Source organism: Azospirillum sp. A23, from assembly GCF_042938965.1.
Taxonomy (GTDB): domain Bacteria; phylum Pseudomonadota; class Alphaproteobacteria; order Azospirillales; family Azospirillaceae; genus Azospirillum; species Azospirillum melinis.
In genome coordinates, this window is record NZ_CP170666.1 from 1 (window position 1) to 15089 (window position 15089).

Below are 15089 nucleotides of genomic sequence, written 5' to 3' on the forward strand. Positions count from 1 at the left end.
CCGATGCATAAACCGCTGCCTCGCCGAACCTGTGGGGTTCGACTGTCAAGCGCCGGTTTGTCGGGCTTCCCGTTCGCGGGTCGGTCGCTGCCGTTTCGGCGGCGCCGGCGTCGTTCGCGTCGGGAGGCGTCTTATATGCGGCCCACCCCGGACCGCGCAAGAACTTTCTTCACTCCCATGACGATTTTTTGACCGGAGGCCAAAAAGGGGCGCCGCATGGCGCGACGCCCCCTGCCCGTCAGCCCCCCGCCCGTCAGTAGGCGGCGTGGTCCCAGAACTGGGCCATGCTGCTGTCGGCGTGGTAGCCGTCGGTTCCCATCGATGACCAGCTGAGGTCGTGAATGCCGTGGGCCAGGACAGGAGCCTTGTCCTTCAGCGAGTAGTCGGCATGCGCGCTGTCGCGGAAACCCGGATTGAAGACCGCGTCGTTCGGACCGAAGGCGCGGCCGTTGGCGGCGACATTGCCGTCCATGGTCAGCCGGCCCGGGCTGAGCAGCTTCCAATACTGATCGATCGGCATGTCGCCGGCCGCAAGGTTGTGGATCACCATGTTGTCATGGGGGCGCGCCTCGTCGCCGGCCTTGGGCACCCATTCCAGGCGGATGAAGGCATTCTCCGGACGGCTGGCGATGCCGAAATTGTTCTCCAGCAGATTGTTGTCGCCGCCATGGACATAGATGCCGGCCCAGGCGAAGCCCTTCACGAAGTTGTCGCGCACGATGACGCCGCTGGTCAGATCGTCGAGCGAGATGCCCCAACCCTTGTGATCGGTCAGCCAGTTGCCCTTGCCGTCGGTGGCGAGACCGCCGGTGTCGATCACCTCGTTGCCGCGGATGACCGACCCCATGTCCTTGGCCGAGCGGCCGAGCATCTCGATGCCGCCGCCGTCGGCGGTCTCCTGCCCGACATGGTGGATCTTGTTGAACTGGACGGTGTTGTTGCGGTTCAGCTGGCCGTCGTCCCATTCCTTGAACGACACGCCGTAACGCGGGGCGTCGGTGATGTCGTTGTTGCTGACCATGCTGTTGCTGCTGCCGACGGCGCCGATGCCGGCCCCGCCCTTGGTGATCTGGCCGATATGCTCGATGGTGTTGGCGTAGATGCGGTTACCGTCGGCGGCATGGATCATCGAAACGCCGGTGTCGCCGAGCTGCTCCATATGGTTGCCAGCGATGCGGCTGTTGTCGGTGCCGTCGAGCGAGACCGCGGTCCCGACATTGACGAAATGATTGCCGCCGACCGAATTGCCGTGCCCGCCCTGCATCGACAGCGCAGCGCCGTCATAACGGGTGTCGGAGAAGGTCAGCCCTTCGATGCTGACATTGCTGGCGTTGTTTGACTTGATCAGCGTGCCGAGCCGGGCGACGACGACGCCGTCCGACTGGAAGCTGGCGGCATGTTCCGGCTTCACCACCAGCTTGCCGTCGCTGGCGCGCCAACCGAATTCACCGGCGTCGCGGATCAGCGAGGCGTCGTTCATCACCCGATAGGTGCCGCCGGTGCGCAGAGCATAGGAGGCCGCGTCGTCGAGCGTCACCGTGTGGTGATACTGGTCGATCGACTTCACATGCGAGATGTCGTCCCTCAGCCGTTCCGTATCGAATGTCTGGACGACCAGACCGTCATGGGGCTTCAAGCCCGCCGGGATGTCGCCGTTCGAGAAGTTGAAGCTGGTCTTGCTGGCGCCGGTCGAGTTGGCCTTCAGCACATGCCAGCCGCTGGTGGCCGCCTCCGCGGGATCGAAGTCGCCGGTCTGCGCCGCATGCTGGCGCACGCCGCCGATGCTGACATCCAGGCCGTTGGCCGACGCGAGCTTGGCGGAGTAAAGGCCTTTGCCTTCATAGGTGAAGCCGGTCACCCGCTCTCCGCCGCTGAGGACCGGCGTCTCGTTCCCATAAGCGAGGAAGCTGTGGCCGTCGTCATGGGAGTCGAGTGTCAGAGTCTTGTCCAGGCGATAGGTGCCGCCACGGACATAGGTGGTGTCGACATCGCTCACCCGCATCGCGTCCCGCGCCTTCTCGAGGCTGGCGAAGGGACCGTCGGTGCCGGCGGCGTTGGGAGCGGCGAGCCGCCCGGACCAGCTGTCATTGCCCTTGGCGGACACGAAAAAAGCGGCCTGGTCGGTGGTCGTCATAAGTCATTCCTCCGTTCTGATGGAGGCATGAGTCGAATTTTTTAGTTAAAATTTTATTTACGGCCTTAGTACCTCTGATGGACAGGAGGGCTCTGCAAGATCGGTATTATGCGATGGGATGAACATCCACGAATTGCTGGCAATGTGATCCGGCATTAATTGTGAAACTGAACCTTCTCTATGGACAAGCTCTCGCCATCCGGATTCGCGCATTACGCGCCTCACCCGGCCGGCAAGAGATGCCGACAGTCGCCGCCGCGTTACAGGGCATCACTGGACTGGTCATTTTCTGGAATTTTATGATAAGCTGACCTGAGCCGGGGTCTTGTTCTTGGTCATACAGCGGTGCCGCGCCCAGTTCAGCGTCAGGGCCGCCCCTCCCCCGGCTACAGGACGTGAAAGGGACCTGTCTTGAGCGAAGAGTTGAAGAACGTCACCGCGACGAACGTCACCGCGACGGTAAAGTGGTTCAAGCCGGAAAAGGGTTTTGGGTTCGTCCGCCTTGCCGATGGCTCCGGCGAGGCTTTCTTGCACGCTTCGGTCCTGGCCGCCGCCTCCCTGCCCAACCCGGTTGAGGGCACGACGGTCGTCTGCGATCTGGCCCAGGGCGCCAAGGGGCCCCAGGTCGTCGCCATTCACTCCGCCACGCCGCCGGAAACCCCGCCCGCCCCGCGGGCCCGCAACCAGCGCCCGCCGCGCGCCACCGCCTCGGCATCCCAATCGATGGGCCAGCCGATGGGGCAGCCGGCAGGTCAGGCAGCCGGACAGGGCCCGCAGCCTGAGGATGGCGGCGAGGGCTTCGCCCGTCCGCCGAAGCCGCCGCGCGAACGGCGCGAGCGCCAGTCCGAACCGGCCGGGCCGGCGACGATGGCCTATGGCACGGTGCGCTGGTACAATCTGGACAGCCAGTCCGGCCTGATCGAGCCGTGGGAAGATGGCGCCACCGTCTATTTCGACCGCGCCACCCTGCGCCAGTCCGGCCTGGACATCGTCGCCGACGGCGAGGATGTGCGCTATCTGGCCGTCGGGTCGGAGGATGCGCCGGTCGCCCAGCGGGTGGAGCTGATCTGACGATACCGCCTTCGCAGGTGCTTGCCGCCGCCGGTTGGCCCTAACAGGCCGGCCGCGCGGCGGCTGTCGTGCATGGGGTGGACCGGTTCGCCTCAGAATCTGGTCGAGAGCGTGAAGAAAGCCCGCGGGGCGCGGTCCTGCGTGCTGAACGGCGTGGTGATGAAGGGCTTGGCCAGTTCCACACTGGCATCGATGCGCTGGAAAACCCCGAAGCGCAGGCCGACACCGGTCGAGGCGAGGGACCGGCGGCCATGGCGCGTGCCACCTTCGTAATTGTACACCGCCCCATAATCGCCGAAGCCATAGGCGACCGCATAATCCAGCCCGTCCTCCTGGACCGGAAGGATGTATTGCAGTTCCGCCCGGCCGGCGAAGCCGCTGTCGCCGGTGATTTCCGAGGGATCGAAGGCGCGGCCATACTGCTTGCCGCCCAACCCGTATTCCTCGGACGACAGCAGTTGGTCCGGGCTGTACTGCGCTTCGCCGGAGAGGGCGAGGATCAGCTGGTCGGTCAGGGGCTGGTTGCGCTGGGCCGACAGCAGCAGCTTGCGGAAATCGCTGCGCCCGCCGCTGCGGGTCAGGTTGGCGCTGCCGGATTCCGTGGCGTTCAGGATGTCCAGCCCCTTGGACAGTTCCACCGTCAACAAGTTCGACCCGCCCCAGCCGTCGGCGAAATCGTAGGAGACGTTGGCGGCGACGATGCGCAGCCGATCCTGCGACAGCTTATCGCCCAACACGTCGGTGCGGCTGTCGCGGATGGTGAAGCTGAGGCCGGCGCGCAGGGTCTCCGCCCGGCTGCGGATGAAGGGATGCGACACCGCCACACGGCCGGAGGTGGTCAGGCTGTAGAGGTCGAGCGGCCGCACGCTGTCGCCGGGCTGCGACCAGGAGCGGCGAACGCCATATTCCACCGTCGTGCCCTCGGCATCCACCGGCACCAGCTGCCCGACGTCGAAAAAGCGCAGCTCGCGGATCTGCGGGGTGACGATGCCCTGGGCGGTGGTCCGCTCGAACAGGCCGAGCTGATCCTCGACGGTGGCGACGCCGGTCAGCTGCATCGGGCCGATGGAGCGGGTGCCGCGGTTGTCCAGCGACAGGAAGCCGTTGAAGGGCGTGCGCTCCAGCGCCAGGGTCAGGCGCGAGGCGCCCGGGGTGTCGGGCGACGCCTCCAGCACCGTCTTCACCGCGACGCCGGGCAGGTCGTCGGCCAGCAGGACGTAGCGCTCCATGTCGGCCATGCGCAACGGGCGAGACGCCTTGATCTTCTCCCCCATGCGCCGCAGCAGGCCGAGCCGGTCCTTTGCCTCGCCCTGGACGACCACCTCGTCGACATAGCCCTCCACCACCTGCAGGCGGACGACGCCGTCGCGGATGCGCTGGGCCGGCACCACCGCCTGGGACAGCACATAGCCGTCGTTGCGGTAGCGCGCGGTGATGGCGTCGCGGATGGCATAGAGATCGGCCAGCGTCACCGGCTTGCCCAGCTTGTCGCGCCACAGGGCGGACAGACTGTCGCCGTCATAGACGCTGTTGCCGTCGATGCGGATCTCGGTCAGCGTCAGGGTGATGCGCTCGGCATCGCGTGGCGGCGGAGCCTTCTCCGGCGCCGGCATCTCGATCTCCGGCGAAGATTGCGGCACGGGCGGCCGTTCGAAGCGCTGCTCCAGCCGGTTGGGGTCGAGCGAGGGCGGCAGCACCGGCGGAACCGCCTGGGCCAGCGCCGGCAATGGACCTGCAACCCCCGCCAACAGGAGGATGGACAGGCGGACGAGGCGCCGGGGCGCGGACATGGACATCGACATGGTGGAGGGGGCGGTTCGGGACACGGCTCTTCGTCGCAAGGCTATTTGTCGGTGAGGGCGGTCACGCCGGCCCAGTCCGGACCGGCCGGCTGTCCGACGCGCTTTTCCGCCTTGTGCAGCATCGCCAGCGCGGCACCGTCGACGGCCACCAGCGCGCGGAAACCGGCAGCCGCGGTCTCGAACCGGCCGGCACGCCAGTGCTCCAGCGCCGAGGCGTAGGCGGCACGCTGGGCACGGTCCTCGGGATCGGCGCGGCGGGCCTCGGACAGCGGCTCGAACACCTCGACCGGCTCGCTGCGGCCGACGACCTGCACGATGTCGAGCGCGCGGAAGGCCTCCGGGTCGCCATGATGGCGCACGGTCTCGCCGCTGACCATCAGCACGGAGTTGTAGTATTTGTTGGCGCCCTCCAGCCGGGAGGCCAGATTCACCGTGTCGCCCATCACCGTGTAGTTGAAGCGGCGCGGCGAGCCGATGTTGCCGATCAGCGCCGGACCGGTGGCGATGCCGGTGCGGTTGGAACCGCGCCCGCTGGCCGTCGCCAGCAGGGTCGGGTCGTCCGCCATCGCCTGACGCATCGCCAGCGCGGCCGATACCGCGGCGCGGGCATGGTTGTCGATGGCGTAAGGGGCGCCGAACACCGCCAGCACGGCATCGCCGATGTATTTGTCGACGAAGCCGCCATGCGCCTCGATGATGTCGGTCATCACCGTGAAATAGCGGTTCAGCACGGCGACCAGCGCTTCCGGCTCCATCCCCTCCGACATCTTGGTGAAGCCGGCAATGTCGCAGAACAGGATGGACAGGTCGCGCTCCTCCCCGCCCAGGCTGGGCGACTGGCCCGACGCGATCATGTCGTCGATCAGCGATCCCGGCAGGTAGAGCTTGAAGGCGTTGCGGATGTGCCGCTGGTCGCGGTCGAGCACGGCGAAGCGGAAGCCGAGCGCCAGCGGGAAGACCAGAAGCGCCGCCAGCGCCGCCTGGAGGTAGGGCAGCACCAGCCCGCCCTGGAACGCCTCCACCGCCACCCCGCTCCACCCCGCCAGCAGCAGGAGCAGCCCGGCCGCGGCCGCCGCCGGCCGGGTCGCCAGCGTCACCACGGCAGCCAGTCCGGCTAGCAGCAGGACCAGGGACGCGGCGGCGGCCGGGCCGGTCTCCTCCAGCGCATCGTGCGCGATCAGGTTGGAGATGGCGGCGGCGTGGATGTAGACGCCGGGTATGCTGTCACGGGTGCGGCCGGCGACATACAGCTCGCTCATCACCGGCAGGGCGCAGCGTTCGGGAAGGTTCATCCCCTCCGGCTTGGTGACCCAGCGGTTGGAGGAGAGCTTGCGGTCCTCGACATCCAGCACGGTGCCGACCATCACCGCCTTGCCCTTGAAGTGCCTGGCGAAGAAGTCGGCCTTGCCGGCTTCGGCACAGGCATGGAGGTCGGCCAGCGAATAGGTCGGGATGGACCCGGCGGCGGTGGCGTGGTTGACCAGCAGCCGGTTGCCCTCCCCGCCCGGCACCCGGTAGCCGGCCAGCGTGGCGGAGCCGTCGGTCCCCCGCTCCAGCGGCGCCTTCAGCGCGCGGGAGGCGACCTCGACCGCCATGCCGGGCTCGGCCTTCGGCTGGCCGTCGGGTCCGGCGACGGACAGCGTCAGCGGAACGCGGCGCAGCACGCCGTCGGCATCCTCCACCAGATTGACCGAGCGGACGTTGTTCACCCCGGCGGCGATCGTATAGCCGCGGTAGGGCATCAGCGGGTCGCTCTGATGCTGGACCTTGGCCAGCACCAGCCGCCCCTCCTTGCCGCCGCGGCGAAGCGTCAGCAGGTAATCGCGCTCGAAGCCCGGGATCAGCGTCTCGACCGAGGTCGGGTGGACGAGGTCGAGGCCGATGGCCGCCGCCCCGCCATCCAGCATGGCGCCGAGGACGGTGCCCAGCCGCGGCCCCCACAGCGCCTGCGGCGTGCCGGCGAAGGGCGGACGGCGGTAGGTCTCCTCGTCGATGCCGACCACCACCACCGGCGAGGGGTCGGGGGCCGGCCGCGGGCCATGCACCCGCTCCCGCAGCCAATAGAGACTGTCGATCGACGGCCCCTGCAACATGGACGAGGCCGCCAGCACCAGAAGCGATGCGACCGCCGGCGCCACCGCGCCGAGCAGGACCAGCCGGACGCGCCGGGGCAGCCTCATCCCGTTCAACGGCCGCGCCCGCCGCTCAGAACCGGATCAGCCGGCCGAGCGCCGGACCGCCGCCGGCCGCGGCCTTCTCATCGATCTTCACGACGAAGGACTTCTGCCCGGCGGCGATCTTGTAGAGCCCGCCCGGCTCCAGCCCGGCGCCGCTCTTGGCGGTGTCCAGCGTGGTGCCGGGAACATTGACCGTGCTCAGCGCGATGCCCTGCACGTCCAGCCGGTCGATGGTGACCGGGCCGGGCGCCGACAGGATCAGCACCGGATGGGTCTTGAACAGGGTCAGGTCCGGCTTCGGCAGCGGCGCCTTCATGCCCGGCAGGGCGATGGGGGCGCTGCGGAAGACGGTCACCCCCGCCTTGCCCGCCTCGTTGGAGGCCAGCAGCAGCTTGCCGCCGTCGCAGGGCAGCGTGTGGCGGTCGATGCTGCCGCCCTGCACCGCCGATTCGCGAGCGCCGACCATCACCGAACCGCCGGTGATCGTCTCGTTGACGCAGGATTCCAGATAGCTCAGCGTCAGCGTCTGCCCGGCCTTCAACGTGAGCGTGCGGCCGGCCGCCAGGTAATCCATCGGCTGCACGCCGTCGACGCCGTCCGACACATCCTCAACCAATGCGGTGGGTGCAGCCGGGGCCGGAGCCGGATCCGCGGCGAGCGCCAGCGGCGATGCAGCCAGCAGAAGCAGGGTTCCGGCAACGGCGGAGCGGACGGGCATCTGGAACGCGACGAACATGGCGACGGACATGGAAAAACGGCCTCCCGGTCAGTGCAGGGGGCTGCACCCCCTACGGACGGAATCACTATAGCTGCCGTTCCCTTTAGCGAAGTTACCGGGGTACTTCAAATCCAATACGCCGCCGCGGCCCCCGGTCACAGCGATGCCGCCAGTAGATTCCCGTCATCCCGACGACATCCTATTGTCAAGAAAGTGAAATACTCCCGCCACAACGCCGTCATGACCACCGGCTAATATACACTTCCCGCGCGTGGCGGCCTTCCGGGACCCGCCGGATGGGACGGACATCATTGGAGCGTCGCGACCGAACATGGGTACCGAACACATCGTCCGCTCCTTCGCGCAGGAATTGCAGCGTCTGTCCAACCTCGTCACCCAGATGGGCGGCGTGGCCGAAGCCCAGGTGGAAGCCGCGGTGAAGGCGGTGACCCGCCGCGACGTCGGGCTGGCCTCCCAGGTGATGCAGGCCGACGCGCGGCTCGACGCCTACGAGCGCGACATCGACGCGGAGGCGGTGCGGCTGCTGGCGCTGCGCCAGCCGATGGCCCAGGATCTGCGCGAGATCGTCTCGGCCCTGAAGGTCTCGGCCGATCTGGAGCGCATCGGCGACTATGCCGCCAACGTCGCCAAGCGGTCGCTGGCGCTGGCCCAGGTGCCGGTGGTGCGGCCGGCGGCCGGCATCCCGCGCATGGGCCGGCTGGTCGAGGCGATCCTGAAGGAGGTGCTCGACGCCTACATCGAGCGCGACGTCGACAAGGCCATCGCCGCCTGGGAGCGCGACGAGGAGCTGGACGACCTCTACACCAGCCTGTTCCGCGAGGTCCTCACCTACATGATGGAGGATCCGCGCAACATCACGCCCTGCACGCACCTGCTGTTCATGGCGAAGAATCTGGAGCGCATCGGCGACCACGCCACCAACATCGCCGAGATCATCCATTTCCTGGTGGTCGGCAGCCCCCTGACGGTGCTGCGCCCGAAGAACGACGGCAGCAGCTTCGCCGTCGTCACGCCGATGGCGCCGGGCAACGGCTTTGCCCTGCCTCCCGACGACGAGGACACGGACGGGGATGCGGGCCCCGCCGACGCCGGCTGATCCGCCGCCCGCCTGCGCACTTGCCCGGACCTCCGCCGGCAGCGACACTTTGTCCGGCGACGGAGGCGAATTCACACGCGCAGGGGAGATACCGCCACGGTGCGGGGCTTTTCCGTTTGCATGCGGCGCGGGGGTCGGGTATTAGCCCGCCCCGTGTGCCCGACATCAGCCGCGGCATCCCTTTCCCTGCCTGCAACGAGACACGCTGGTCATGCCCGCCGACGCACTGAGCTCCGCCCTGCTTCCCGCCGGACTGCACGACGTGCTGCCGTCCGAAGCGGCGCATGAGGCGGCCGCCGTCGAACGCCTGCTGGCGGAATTCGCCGCGCAGGGCTATCGCCGCGTCGATCCGCCGCTGGTCGAGTTCGAAGAGAACCTGCTCTCCGGCCCCGGTGCCGTGATGTCCAAGCAGACCTTCCGGCTGATGGACCCGCATTCGCAGCGGATGATGGCGGTCCGCGCCGACATCACCCCGCAGATCGCCCGCATCGCCACCACCCGCCTGAAGAACGAGGCCCGGCCCCTGCGCCTGTGCTACGCCGGGCAGGTGCTGCGGGTGAAGGGATCGCAGCTGCGCCCCGAACGCCAGTTCACCCAGGTCGGCGTCGAGCTGATCGGCGCGCTGGAGGCCGAGGCGGACGCCGAGGTGGTCCTGCTGGCCGTCCAGGCGCTGACCGCCATCGGCGTGCCGCACCTGTCGGTCGATCTCTGCGTGCCGACCATGGTGTCGCGCATCTGCGCCGGCCTCGGGCTGGGCGAGGATGAGATCCGGCAGCTGCGCGCCGCACTCGACCGCAAGGACTCGGCCGCCGTGGCGGCCGTCGGCGGTCCCGCCGCCTCGCTGCTGGAAACGCTGATGAGCGCGTCCGGTCCCGCCGACCGCGCCATGCAGGCGCTGGTCGCCCTGCCGCTGCCGGAGGGGGCCGAGAAGGACCGCCGCCGGCTGACCGACACGCTGGCCCTGCTGCGCGCGGCGATGCCGGACCTGACGGTGACCATCGATCTGGTCGAGCATCGCGGCTTCGAATACCAGACCGGCCTCAGCTTCACCCTGTTCTCCCGCGCCGCGGGCGAGCTGGGCCAGGGCGGGCGCTACCGCGCCGGCGCGCAGGGTGAAGCCAAGGGAGATGGGCGCGGGGAGCCGGCGACCGGATTCACGCTGTACATGGATACGCTGCTGCGCGCGGTTCCGGCGGCCAAGGCGCCCGGCCGGGTTTACGTGCCGCATGGCAGCGGCTGGGAAACGGCACGCAGGCTGCGGGCCGACGGATGGGTGACGGTCGCCGGGCTTGCCCCGGTGGCCGATGCGGCCGCGGAAGCCAGACGGCTCCACTGCGGCCATTGGCTGGCAGGCGGGGACGTCAAGCCGGTCGGGTGACCCTGGGTTCAAACGACTTGCGTTCACAGAAGTTGGGTTCAAGCGAGTTGGGTTCAGGGTGAACGGGCCCCCACGCCGCGCGGATGGTACCCTGCGGTGGATCGGGAGGCTGAGCGGTTCCTTTTTGAAGTTTTGCGGAGACGAGAGATGGCCAACGTTGCGGTGGTCGGCGCCCAGTGGGGCGACGAGGGCAAGGGCAAGATCGTCGACTGGCTGTCCAGCCGGGCCGATGTGGTGGTGCGCTTCCAGGGCGGTCACAACGCCGGCCACACGCTGGTGATCAACGGCGTCGAATACAAGCTGAGCCTGCTGCCGTCCGGCGTGGTGCGCCAGAGCAAGCTGTCGGTCATCGGCAACGGCGTCGTCTTCGACCCCTGGGCCTTCATCCGCGAAGTCAACGCGATCAAGGAAAAGGGCGTCACCGTCAACCCGGAAAACCTGATCGTCGCCGAGAACGTGCCGCTGATCCTTCCGGTGCACAGCGCGCTCGACAAGGCGCGGGAAGAGGCCAAGGGCGCCGGCAAGATCGGCACCACCGGCCGCGGCATCGGCCCGGCCTATGAGGACAAGGTCGCCCGCCGCGCCATCCGCCTGTGCGACCTGACCGACGACGCCGTGCTGGTGGAGAAGGTCGACGCCCTGCTCGCCCACCACAACGCGCTGTTCCGCGCGCTGGGCGCGCCGGAGATGACCCCGGCCGACATCCTGGAGCCGCTGCGCGAGATCGCCCCGCAGGTCCTTCCCTACGCCGCCGTCGTCTGGAAGCAGCTGGACGAGTTGCGCCGCGCCGGCAAGCGCATCCTGTTCGAAGGCGCCCAGGGCACGATGCTGGACATCGACCACGGCACCTATCCGTACGTCACCTCCTCCAACACGGTGGCCGGCAACGCCGCCGCCGGCAGCGGCATGGGTCCGCGCGCCGTCGGCTATGTGCTGGGCATCTGCAAGGCCTACACCACCCGCGTCGGCTCCGGTCCCTTCCCGACCGAGCTGCTGGACGAGATCGGCGAGTTGATCGGCCAGAAGGGCAAAGAGTTCGGCGTGGTCACCGGGCGCAAGCGCCGCTGCGGCTGGTTCGACGCCGTCATGGTCCGCCAGGCGATCAAGACCGGCGGCATCGACGGCATCGCCCTGACCAAGCTGGACGTGCTGGACGGCTTCGACGAGATCAAGGTCTGCGTCGGCTACCGGCTGGACGGCCAGGAGCTCGACTATTACCCGTCGAACGCCGGCTCCCAGGCCCGCGTCGAGCCGATCTACGAGACCTTCGAAGGCTGGAAGGACACCACCCGCGGCGCCCGTTCCTGGGCGGAGCTGCCGGCCCAGGCGGTCAAGTATGTCCGCCACATCGAGGAGCTGATCCAGGCCCCGGTCGCCCTGCTGTCGACCAGCCCGGAACGCGACGACACCATCCTGATGACGGACCCCTTCGCCGACTGATCTGGCGGGAGGTTCTCCTGAAGAAAAAGGGCCGGCATTCCGCCGGCCCTTTCTCGTTTCCGCGGTCTCAGGTCAGGCCAGCCCGATCAAACAGACCGCGTCAGCCCGCCGTCGACCCGGATGTTCTGGCCGGTGATATAGCCGGCGCCCGGCGAGGCCAGGAAGGCCACCGTGGCGGCGATCTCCTCGCTGCTGCCGTAGCGCTGCATCGGCACGCTCTGGCGCCGTTCCTCGGTCGCTGGCAGGCTGTCGATCCAGCCGGGCAGGACGTTGTTCATCCGCACATTCTCCGCCGCATACTGCTCGGCGAAGATCCTGGTGTAGGCGGCCAGACCGGCCCGGGCGACGGCGGAGGTCGGGAACATCGCGCTCGGCTCGAACGCCCAGGCGGTGGAGATGTTGACGATGGAGCCGGCCTTCTGCCCGACCATGATCGGCGCCACCAGCCGGACCGCCCGCACGACGTTGAGGAAATAGACCTCGATGCCGCGGTGCCAGTCCTCGTCGCTGATCTCCAGCAGGGCGCCGCGCGGACCGTGGCCGGCGCTGTTGACCAGCGCGTCGATGCGGCCCCAGCGCTCTATCGTCGCATCGACCAGCCGCTTCAGGTCGTCATTCGACTGGTTCGACCCCGTCACCCCGATGCCGCCGAGTTCCGCGGCCAGGGCCTCGCCTTTGCCGGAGGAGGACAGGATCGCGACCTTGAACCCGTCGGCCGCCAGCCGGCGCGCCGAGGCCGCCCCCATGCCGCTGCCGCCGGCGGTGATGACGGCAACCTTTTCGTCGGACATGCTCATTCCTCCCAATCCTGCAGTTGCCCAACCATAAGGGCGGCCGGCCGCCGTCTCAAATGCGATTTCAGCGGCGGCCTTGGAACTGCGGGGGAACTGCGGAGCGGTAAGGGCCGCGACTGCGGCCCCGCAGGCCCATGCCTGCGCAGGCAAGCGGCCGGATGGCCGCGCCCGACGATTGAGGGCAAGCGGAAAGCCTGATGTGTCAGGCTTTCCGCTCGATAATATCAGATGTCGAAATTGGCGGCGATGTTGCCGGTGGACTGGCGATGACGCAGGGCGTCGGCCAATGTCTGATTGTCCAGCACGGCGGCGGTGGCGTCGCGGACCTGGACCATCAGCCAGCGGACCGAGCAGGTCTCGGTATCGATGCAGTCCTCGCACGGCCGGAAGGACGCCTTGCTGGCGCAGGGAATCGGCGCCAGATGCCCGTCGATCAGCCGGATCACCTCGCCGAAGGTGATCTCCGCGGCCGGGCGGGCAAGCCGGTAGCCGCCGCTCTTGCCGCGCTTGGCGAACAGAATGCCTTCCTTGCGCAACTCGACCAGGATCGCTTCGAGGAACTTGCGCGGGATGTTCTCGCGCTCCGCGATGTCGGCGATCAGGATCAGGTCGCCATTGTCCTTCTCCGCCAGCATGATCAGGGCACGCAACGCGTATTTGGCTTTCTGCGACAGCATTCCGGCGGAATCCGTATTATTGCGGCGGCGGTTGGGTGCTCCGCCCCGATCTAAAGCTTCGGTGGTTAACATTTCGTACCGGTCCGCTATTCCACCCAAAGGCGCAATTTGCGGCCGGAACCAGCGGACCTTAGATCGGATCGCGGAAAATCGGAATCGAATTGACGCGTGAATGGTTTGCGGCAGCCGTCGCGGGCGCGTTAAGGTCACCCTGCCCATAGGATCATTCCGCTATTTTCCCGCAGAACCGAAGGTCAGGCCATGCAGTACGCCATCGTTCCGGTCACCCCGTTCCAGCAGAACTGCACGGTGCTCTGGTGCCCCGAGACGATGAAGGGGGCCGCAATCGATCCCGGCGGCGACCTGGACCGCATCCTGGCCGCGGTGAAGGCGAAGGGCGTGACGCTGGAGAAGATCCTCGTCACCCATGGCCACATCGACCATGCCGGCGCCGTCGCCGATCTGGCCGACAAGCTGTCGTTGCCCATCGAGGGTCCGCAGCGCGACGACCAGTTCTGGATCGACGGCATGCCGATGCAGAGCCAGATGTTCGGCTTTCCGCCCGTGCGCTCCTTCACCCCCGGCCGCTGGCTGGAGGAGGGCGACACGGTGACCGTCGGCAACCAGACGCTGGAGGTGCGCCACTGCCCCGGCCACACCCCCGGCCACGTCGTGTTCGTCCATGTGCCGTCGAAGCTCGCCATCGTCGGCGACGTGCTGTTCCAGGGCTCCATCGGCCGCACCGATTTCCCCAAGGGCAACTACGCTGACCTGATCGCCTCGATCCGCGACAAGCTGTTCCCCTACGGCGACGACATCGCCTTCATCCCCGGCCACGGCCCGATGTCGAGCTTCGGCGAGGAGCGGCTGTACAATCCATTTTTGAATGATTGAGGGCCGTTCCTGAACGAGTGAGGGCGGTCCGCCCTCAAGCCATCCCTCAATCCACCGCCGGATCGTCGCCCAGCAGCAGGTCGATGCGCCGGCGCAGGCTGATCAGTTCGCGGCGCTGCATGTCGTCGACATAGGCGCGGTGCTCGCGCGGATCGCCCAGCCGGGCGGTCGCGCGGCGCAGCGCGTCGAGGAAGCGGCCGACCGCCGACATGGTGCGCAGCGACGGCTCCTTGGCGGCGTCCTTGCGGCTGCGCGCCGCCTGCACCGTCCCATCGCCGGCCTTCACCTGCTCCCACAGCGCGATCTGCTCGTCCAGATCCTTGATCCAGGCGATCTCGATCAGGGTGGAGCGGGACACGTCATGATGGGCGGCGGCATATTCCTGCTTGATCGTCTCCGGCAGGCTGTTCAGCCGCAGGGTATGGCTGACGTTGCTCTGGCTCTTGCCGATGATGCGGCCCAGCTGTTCCTGGGTGTAGCCGAAGCGGTCGATCAGCCGCGCCAGCGCCTCCGCCAGTTCCAGCGCGTCGAGGTCGACGCGCTGCACATTCTCCACCAGCGTCAGCTCGTCCGGATTGCCGGAGGTGACCAGCGCGTAGATGGTCGCCAGCCCCAGCATCTCGTGCGCCCGCAGCCGCCGTTCGCCGGCGACCAGACGGTGGCCGCCCACCACCTCCTGCACCAGCACCGGCTGCTTCAGCCCGTAATGCGCAATCGAGTCGGCCAGCCCCTGCATCTCCTGCGGGTCGAAATGGCGGCGCGGCATGCTCGGGTTGCGCATGATCCTGGCGACGTCGAGTTCCAGCAGCCGGGGCGGCTTTCCCGTATCGTCGAACAGATCCGAGTGATCGGGTGCGAGCGTCGGCATGTCCTGGTCTGGTCCCCTG

General features: G+C 68.0%; 12 protein-coding genes. 5 read left to right on the forward strand and 7 right to left on the reverse strand.

What is annotated here, in order from left to right:
- Positions 1 to 253: 253 nt before the first annotated feature.
- Positions 254 to 2134, reverse strand: a complete 1881-nt coding sequence (locus ABNQ40_RS09280; protein WP_109050612.1) for a right-handed parallel beta-helix repeat-containing protein — start codon at positions 2132 to 2134, stop codon at positions 254 to 256.
- Positions 2135 to 2545: 411 nt separating this feature from the next.
- Here ABNQ40_RS09280 and ABNQ40_RS09285 point away from each other — a divergent pair, with 411 nt between their 5' ends.
- Entirely contained in the window at positions 2546 to 3205 is a 660-nt protein-coding gene (locus ABNQ40_RS09285; RefSeq protein WP_247879871.1) for a cold-shock protein, read from the forward strand.
- Between the two features lie 92 nt (positions 3206 to 3297).
- On the opposite strand, the gene ABNQ40_RS09290 is transcribed toward ABNQ40_RS09285, so the two are convergent.
- From ABNQ40_RS09290 to ABNQ40_RS09300, 3 genes are read right to left on the reverse strand one after another with little or no spacing between them, the layout of a single operon-like run.
- The gene (locus ABNQ40_RS09290) at positions 3298 to 4995 is read right to left on the reverse strand and encodes a ShlB/FhaC/HecB family hemolysin secretion/activation protein (RefSeq protein ID WP_247879872.1); all 1698 of its coding nucleotides are present in this window, start codon (positions 4993 to 4995) and stop codon (positions 3298 to 3300) included.
- 53 nt (positions 4996 to 5048) lie between these two features.
- On the reverse strand, positions 5049 to 7187 hold the full coding sequence (locus ABNQ40_RS09295; RefSeq protein WP_109050613.1) for an adenylate/guanylate cyclase domain-containing protein: 2139 nt from the start codon (positions 7185 to 7187) through the stop codon (positions 5049 to 5051).
- A 25-nt stretch (positions 7188 to 7212) separates the two neighbouring features.
- A complete protein-coding gene (locus tag ABNQ40_RS09300; RefSeq protein WP_247879873.1) occupies positions 7213 to 7932 on the reverse strand; it encodes a hypothetical protein in 720 nt (239 codons plus the stop codon).
- Between the two features lie 301 nt (positions 7933 to 8233).
- Between ABNQ40_RS09300 and phoU the strand changes: the two genes are divergently transcribed.
- The 3 genes from phoU to ABNQ40_RS09315 all read left to right on the forward strand — a co-directional run bounded on the left by phoU (position 8234) and on the right by ABNQ40_RS09315 (position 11837).
- Entirely contained in the window at positions 8234 to 9019 is a 786-nt protein-coding gene (gene phoU / locus ABNQ40_RS09305) for a phosphate signaling complex protein PhoU (protein ID WP_109050614.1), read from the forward strand.
- A gap of 211 nt (positions 9020 to 9230) precedes the next feature.
- On the forward strand, positions 9231 to 10397 hold the full coding sequence (locus ABNQ40_RS09310) for an ATP phosphoribosyltransferase regulatory subunit (protein WP_109050616.1): 1167 nt from the start codon (positions 9231 to 9233) through the stop codon (positions 10395 to 10397).
- Positions 10398 to 10544: 147 nt separating this feature from the next.
- A complete protein-coding gene (locus ABNQ40_RS09315; protein WP_098738202.1) occupies positions 10545 to 11837 on the forward strand; it encodes an adenylosuccinate synthase in 1293 nt (430 codons plus the stop codon).
- An 86-nt stretch (positions 11838 to 11923) separates the two neighbouring features.
- Here the strand turns inward: ABNQ40_RS09315 and ABNQ40_RS09320 are convergent, their stop codons facing one another.
- Together ABNQ40_RS09320 and ABNQ40_RS09325 are read right to left on the reverse strand one after the other, a co-directional pair.
- Complete coding sequence (locus ABNQ40_RS09320) at positions 11924 to 12628, reverse strand: SDR family oxidoreductase (protein WP_109491029.1); 705 nt, start codon at positions 12626 to 12628, stop codon at positions 11924 to 11926.
- A gap of 227 nt (positions 12629 to 12855) precedes the next feature.
- Positions 12856 to 13308, reverse strand: coding sequence for an Rrf2 family transcriptional regulator (locus ABNQ40_RS09325; RefSeq protein ID WP_109050617.1), 453 nt, complete (start codon positions 13306 to 13308; stop codon positions 12856 to 12858).
- Between the two features lie 261 nt (positions 13309 to 13569).
- Between ABNQ40_RS09325 and ABNQ40_RS09330 the strand changes: the two genes are divergently transcribed.
- Positions 13570 to 14202: an MBL fold metallo-hydrolase gene (locus ABNQ40_RS09330; protein ID WP_109050618.1), complete on the forward strand. Its 633-nt coding sequence runs from the start codon at positions 13570 to 13572 to the stop codon at positions 14200 to 14202.
- Between the two features lie 46 nt (positions 14203 to 14248).
- On the opposite strand, the gene ABNQ40_RS09335 is transcribed toward ABNQ40_RS09330, so the two are convergent.
- Positions 14249 to 15070 carry a ParB/RepB/Spo0J family partition protein gene (locus tag ABNQ40_RS09335; RefSeq protein ID WP_109050619.1) on the reverse strand — a complete coding sequence of 274 codons (822 nt, stop codon included), beginning with the start codon at positions 15068 to 15070 and terminating at the stop codon, positions 14249 to 14251.
- Positions 15071 to 15089 lie beyond the last annotated feature (19 nt).

What these genes read in the sequence shown, in the direction of transcription:
- ABNQ40_RS09290 (WP_247879872.1), bottom strand. Translation starts at nt 4,995, where the DNA reads ATGTCCGCGCCCCGGCGCCTCGTCCGCCTGTCCATCCTCCTGTTGGCG.
- phoU (WP_109050614.1), top strand. Translation starts at nt 8,234, where the DNA reads ATGGGTACCGAACACATCGTCCGCTCCTTCGCGCAGGAATTGCAGCGT.
- ABNQ40_RS09335 (WP_109050619.1), bottom strand. Translation starts at nt 15,070, where the DNA reads ATGCCGACGCTCGCACCCGATCACTCGGATCTGTTCGACGATACGGGA.
- ABNQ40_RS09330 (WP_109050618.1), top strand. Translation starts at nt 13,570, where the DNA reads ATGCAGTACGCCATCGTTCCGGTCACCCCGTTCCAGCAGAACTGCACG.
- ABNQ40_RS09315 (WP_098738202.1), top strand. Translation starts at nt 10,545, where the DNA reads ATGGCCAACGTTGCGGTGGTCGGCGCCCAGTGGGGCGACGAGGGCAAG.
- ABNQ40_RS09325 (WP_109050617.1), bottom strand. Translation starts at nt 13,308, where the DNA reads ATGCTGTCGCAGAAAGCCAAATACGCGTTGCGTGCCCTGATCATGCTG.
- ABNQ40_RS09280 (WP_109050612.1), bottom strand. Translation starts at nt 2,134, where the DNA reads ATGACGACCACCGACCAGGCCGCTTTTTTCGTGTCCGCCAAGGGCAAT.
- ABNQ40_RS09295 (WP_109050613.1), bottom strand. Translation starts at nt 7,187, where the DNA reads ATGAGGCTGCCCCGGCGCGTCCGGCTGGTCCTGCTCGGCGCGGTGGCG.
- ABNQ40_RS09320 (WP_109491029.1), bottom strand. Translation starts at nt 12,628, where the DNA reads ATGTCCGACGAAAAGGTTGCCGTCATCACCGCCGGCGGCAGCGGCATG.
- ABNQ40_RS09300 (WP_247879873.1), bottom strand. Translation starts at nt 7,932, where the DNA reads ATGTCCGTCGCCATGTTCGTCGCGTTCCAGATGCCCGTCCGCTCCGCC.
- ABNQ40_RS09310 (WP_109050616.1), top strand. Translation starts at nt 9,231, where the DNA reads ATGCCCGCCGACGCACTGAGCTCCGCCCTGCTTCCCGCCGGACTGCAC.